The organism is Streptomyces sp. NTH33 (assembly GCF_003236365.1).
In the GTDB taxonomy this organism is placed as follows: domain Bacteria; phylum Actinomycetota; class Actinomycetes; order Streptomycetales; family Streptomycetaceae; genus Streptomyces.
This window is the reverse complement of record NZ_POTZ01000543.1, coordinates 1-4,227: the sequence shown is the minus strand read 5'-3', so window position 1 is coordinate 4,227 and position 4,227 is coordinate 1. Positions and strand designations below refer to the sequence as shown.

The window sequence follows — 4,227 nt, the reverse complement described above, 5'->3', positions numbered from 1 at the left end:
CGCCCGTCTCGGTGGGGAGAGGAGGTCCCGCCCTTGGGCTCCGCCCCGGCAGGGGTTCCGGCCGCCTCGGCCCTTCCCCGGCCCTTCCTCGGGTCAGCCGGTGAAGCCCTGGTCGCGCAGTGCCTTCTCGATGCGGGCGCGGTGGTCCTCCTCCCAGGTGTCGAGGGACTCCCCGGCCTCCTTGGCCAGCTTCGCCCGCGCGGCGGCGAGGATCTCCTCCCGGCGGGCGGCGGGGGTGACGACGACGCCCTCCTCGTCGGCGACCACGATGTCGCCGGGGTGCACCAGCACGCCCCCGACGCGGGCGGGCTCACCGAGCGAGCCGAGCTTCTCCTTGGTGCCGGGTATCGGGATGACGCCGCGCGAGAAGACCGGGAAGCCGGTCTCGCGCACCTCGCCGAGGTCGCGGATGACGCCGTCGACCACGAAGGCGGCGATCCCCCGGCGCCGGGCGACGGCACACACGTTGCCGCCGGCCAGCGCGTGGTCCACGTCGCCCGACTCCACGACGACGACCGTGCCCGGCTCGGCGCGGTGGATCGCCGCGTGCAACATCAGGTTGTCGCCGGGCTCGCACCGCACCGTGTACGCGGGGCCGGCGACGCGCGGCGAGTCCCACAGCGGACGGATGCCGATGTCCATGACCTGCTCACGGCCCAGCAGGTCGGCGAGGGTGGTGGTGGGAACGTCCTTGAACAGGTTGTCCATTGCTTCCTTCCGTTCCGGCCGGCGGGTCCGCCGGCCCCCCACGCGGGCGTCCGGCTCTTCGGGCCCGCCGGTGACCGCATGCTGTGCTCTCGAATTCCGCTCGCACGGGCCGGGGGCATTGTCGGTGGGGCGTGGCAAGATCGGGAGCGGTTTTCAGTCCGTGTGGTCGAAGAGGAGCGTGCGATGGTGGCGAAGGCGCCGAAGGGGGATCCGGTCCAGGACGCGCCGGAAGTCGTCGAACCGCAGCATGCGGCGGCGGGGCTGCCGGCCATCGGGTACACGTTGCAGATGGCGCAGCGCCAGATGGGCGTGCGGCGCACCGCGTTGACGTTGCTGCGGGTCAACCAGAAGGACGGGTTCGACTGCCCGGGGTGCGCCTGGCCGGAGCCGGAGCAGCGACACACGGCGGAGTTCTGTGAGAACGGGGCGAAGGCGGTCGCCGAGGAGGCCACCCTGCGCCGGGTCACCCCGGAGTTCCTCGCCGCGCACCCCGTCTCCGAGCTGGCGGAGAAGAGCGGTTACTGGCTGGGACAGCAGGGGCGGCTCACGCATCCGATGTACTTGCCCGAGGGCGGCGACCACTACGAACCGGTGAGCTGGGAGCGGGCCTTCGACATCGTCGCCGAGGAGATCTCCGCCCTCGGCTCCCCCGACGAGGCCGTCTTCTACACCTCCGGCCGCACCAGCAACGAGGCCGCGTTCCTCTACCAGCTCTTCGCCCGCGAGCTCGGCACCAACAACCTGCCCGACTGCTCCAACCTGTGCCACGAGTCCTCCGGCTCGGCCCTGTCGGAGACGATCGGCATCGGCAAGGGCAGCGTCCTGCTGGAGGACCTGTACAAGGCCGACCTGATCATCGTGGCCGGGCAGAACCCGGGGACGAACCACCCGCGCATGCTCTCCGCCCTGGAGAAGGCCAAGGCCGGCGGCGCGAAGATCATCAGTGTCAATCCGCTGCCCGAGGCCGGTCTGGAGCGGTTCAAGAACCCGCAGACCCCGCAGGGCATGCTCAGGGGCTCCGCGCTCACCGACCTGTTCCTGCAGATCCGCATCGGCGGCGACCAGGCCCTCTTCCGCCTCCTCAACAAGCTGATCCTCGAGACCGGGGGCGCGGTCGACGAGGAGTTCGTGCGGCAGCACACCCACGGGTACGAGGAGTTCGCGGCCGCCGCCCGCGCCGCCGACTGGGACCAGACGCTCGCCGCGACCGGACTGGCCCGCGAGCGGATCGAGGAGGCGTTGCGCATGGTGCTCGCCTCCCGGCGCGTCATCGTGTGCTGGGCGATGGGACTGACCCAGCACAAGCACTCCGTGCCGACCATCCGCGAGATCGTCAACTTCCTGCTGCTGCGCGGCAACATCGGCCGCCCGGGCGCGGGCGTGTGCCCGGTGCGCGGCCACTCCAACGTGCAGGGCGACCGCACCATGGGCATCTTCGAGCGGCCCGCCCCCGCCTTCCTGGACGCCCTGGAGAAGGAGTTCGGCTTCTCCCCGCCGCGCGCGCACGGCTACGACGTCGTCCGGGCCATCCGCGCCCTGCGCGACGGCGAGGCGAAGGTGTTCTTCGCCATGGGCGGCAACTTCGTCGCCGCCTCCCCCGACACCGACGTCACCGAGGCGGCCATGCGCCGCGCCCGGCTGACCGTGCACGTGTCGACCAAGCTCAACCGCTCGCACGTCGTCACGGGCGCGCGTGCCCTGATCCTGCCGACGCTGGGCCGCACCGAGCGCGACCTGCAGGCCGGCGGTGAGCAGTTCGTCACCGTCGAGGACTCCATGGGCATGGTGCACGCCTCCCGTGGCCGGCTCGAGCCCGCGAGCCCCCACCTGAAGTCCGAGCCGGCCATCGTGTGCCGGCTGGCCCACCGGGTGCTGGGCGAGGACAGCGTGGTGCCGTGGGAGGAGTTCGAGAAGGACTACGGCGCGATCCGCGACCGCATCGCGCGCGTGATCCCCGGCTTCGAGGACTTCAACGCGCGCGTGGCCCGCCCCGGCGGCTTCACCCTCCCGCACGCCCCGCGCGACGAGCGCCGCTTCCCCACGGCCACCGGCAAGGCCAACTTCACCGCCGCGCCCGTGGAGTACCCCGAGGTGCCCGAGGGCCGGCTGCTGCTGCAGACGCTGCGCTCGCACGACCAGTACAACACCACGATCTACGGCCTGGACGACCGCTACCGCGGGATCAGGAACGGCCGGCGGGTGGTGCTGGTCAACCCCGAGGACGCGCGGGCGCTGGGCGTGGCCGACGGGTCGTACGTGGACCTGGTCGGCGAGTGGAAGGACGGCGTGGAGCGGCGGGCGCCCGGCTTCCGGGTCGTGCACTATCCGACCGCGCGCGGGTGCGCGGCCGCGTACTACCCGGAGACCAACGTCCTGGTGCCGCTGGACGCCACCGCGGACACCAGCAACACCCCGGCCAGCAAGTCCGTCGTGGTGCGTCTGGAACAATCGGCGACCGACTGAGCGTTCGCTCAGTGAGCAGTCGGTCAGCGACGGCGATCAACACGCCGACCAACGATGAACGGAGCCGGACGTCATGGGTGAGCAGCAGTACGTGAAGTTCCCGCAGGAAGTCCTCGACGAGTACGCCGCCCTCGGCATCGACCTGCCCGCCCTGTTCTCCGCCGGGCACCTCGGCACCCGCATGGGCGTGCAGGTCCTGGAGGCGTCCGCCGACCGCGTCGTCGGCACCATGCCGGTGGAGGGCAACACCCAGCCCTACGGACTGCTGCACGGCGGCGCCTCCGCCGTTCTCGCCGAGACCCTGGGCTCCGTCGGCTCCATGCTGCACGGCGGCACCTCCAAGATCGCCGTCGGTGTCGACCTGAACTGCACCCACCACCGCGGGGTCCGCTCCGGCCTGGTCACCGGCGTGGCCACGCCCCTCCACCGGGGGCGCTCGACGGCGACGTACGAGATCATCATCAGCGACGAGGAGGGACGGCGGGTGTGCAGCGCCCGCCTGACCTGCATGCTGCGCGACGTGAACCCGGGCGAGGGCAACCCCGCCGGTTCCGCCGCGGCCGGCTGAGCCACGAAACGGCCTCTCCCCGACCGTTGCCCCCGGGCCCGGCCGGCCCTAGCTTCTTGACATGACAGCGGGAGGAGTCCTCCGGCCGGGGGCATGGGCGGTCCGGGGCGTCGCGCGCCGGACCCGCGAGGGTGCGGGCCAAGGCGCTTGTCCGATCAACGAGTTGACTGGCCGTCAAGCAGGTGCGCGCCGCGTGGGCCGGTACCGCGCCGGCAGCCGCGGCAAGGAGCCGCGGCGGTGAGCGGCATCGGTCCGCTCGAACCGGGCGAGGGCACGTGCGCGTGGGACGCGATCGGCCCGGACACGGACCCGGAGGGACCGGACGGCCCGTCCCGCACCAGGTCCGCGTACGGCCCGATCGCGCGGTTCCACGAGCGGCACCGCCGCGCCGCCCTCGTGGCCCTCGCGCTCGTCCTCCTTCTCGCGGGCGGCAGTTACCTCTACGCCACCCGCCGGCACACCCCGCCGCCCGCGAGAAGGAGGACGAG

General features: G+C 72.5%; 3 protein-coding genes and 1 pseudogene. 3 read left to right on the top strand and 1 reads right to left on the bottom strand.

Translation table 11 applies throughout. The annotated features are described in order from the left end of the window. Positions 1-93: 93 nt before the first annotated feature. The gene (locus C1I97_RS32515) at positions 94-708 is read right to left on the bottom strand and encodes an RraA family protein (RefSeq protein WP_111006628.1); all 615 of its coding nucleotides are present in this window, start codon (positions 706-708) and stop codon (positions 94-96) included. A gap of 183 nt (positions 709-891) precedes the next feature. On the opposite strand from C1I97_RS32515, the gene C1I97_RS32510 reads away from it, so the two are divergent. From C1I97_RS32510 to C1I97_RS32500, 3 genes and pseudogenes are all read left to right on the top strand, one after another. After that, positions 892-3,171: an FdhF/YdeP family oxidoreductase gene (locus C1I97_RS32510; protein WP_111006627.1), complete on the top strand. Its 2,280-nt coding sequence runs from the start codon at positions 892-894 to the stop codon at positions 3,169-3,171. 73 nt (positions 3,172-3,244) lie between these two features. Then, the gene (locus C1I97_RS32505) at positions 3,245-3,739 is read left to right on the top strand and encodes a hotdog fold thioesterase (RefSeq protein WP_111006626.1); all 495 of its coding nucleotides are present in this window, start codon (positions 3,245-3,247) and stop codon (positions 3,737-3,739) included. Positions 3,740-3,976: 237 nt separating this feature from the next. After that, positions 3,977-4,227, top strand: a pseudogene (locus C1I97_RS32500) (hypothetical protein); the annotation flags it as partial.

Coding starts and splice junctions, on each gene's coding strand:
- C1I97_RS32510 (WP_111006627.1), top strand. CDS start 892: ATGGTGGCGAAGGCGCCGAAGGGGGATCCGGTCCAGGACGCGCCGGAA.
- C1I97_RS32515 (WP_111006628.1), bottom strand. CDS start 708: ATGGACAACCTGTTCAAGGACGTTCCCACCACCACCCTCGCCGACCTG.
- C1I97_RS32505 (WP_111006626.1), top strand. CDS start 3,245: ATGGGTGAGCAGCAGTACGTGAAGTTCCCGCAGGAAGTCCTCGACGAG.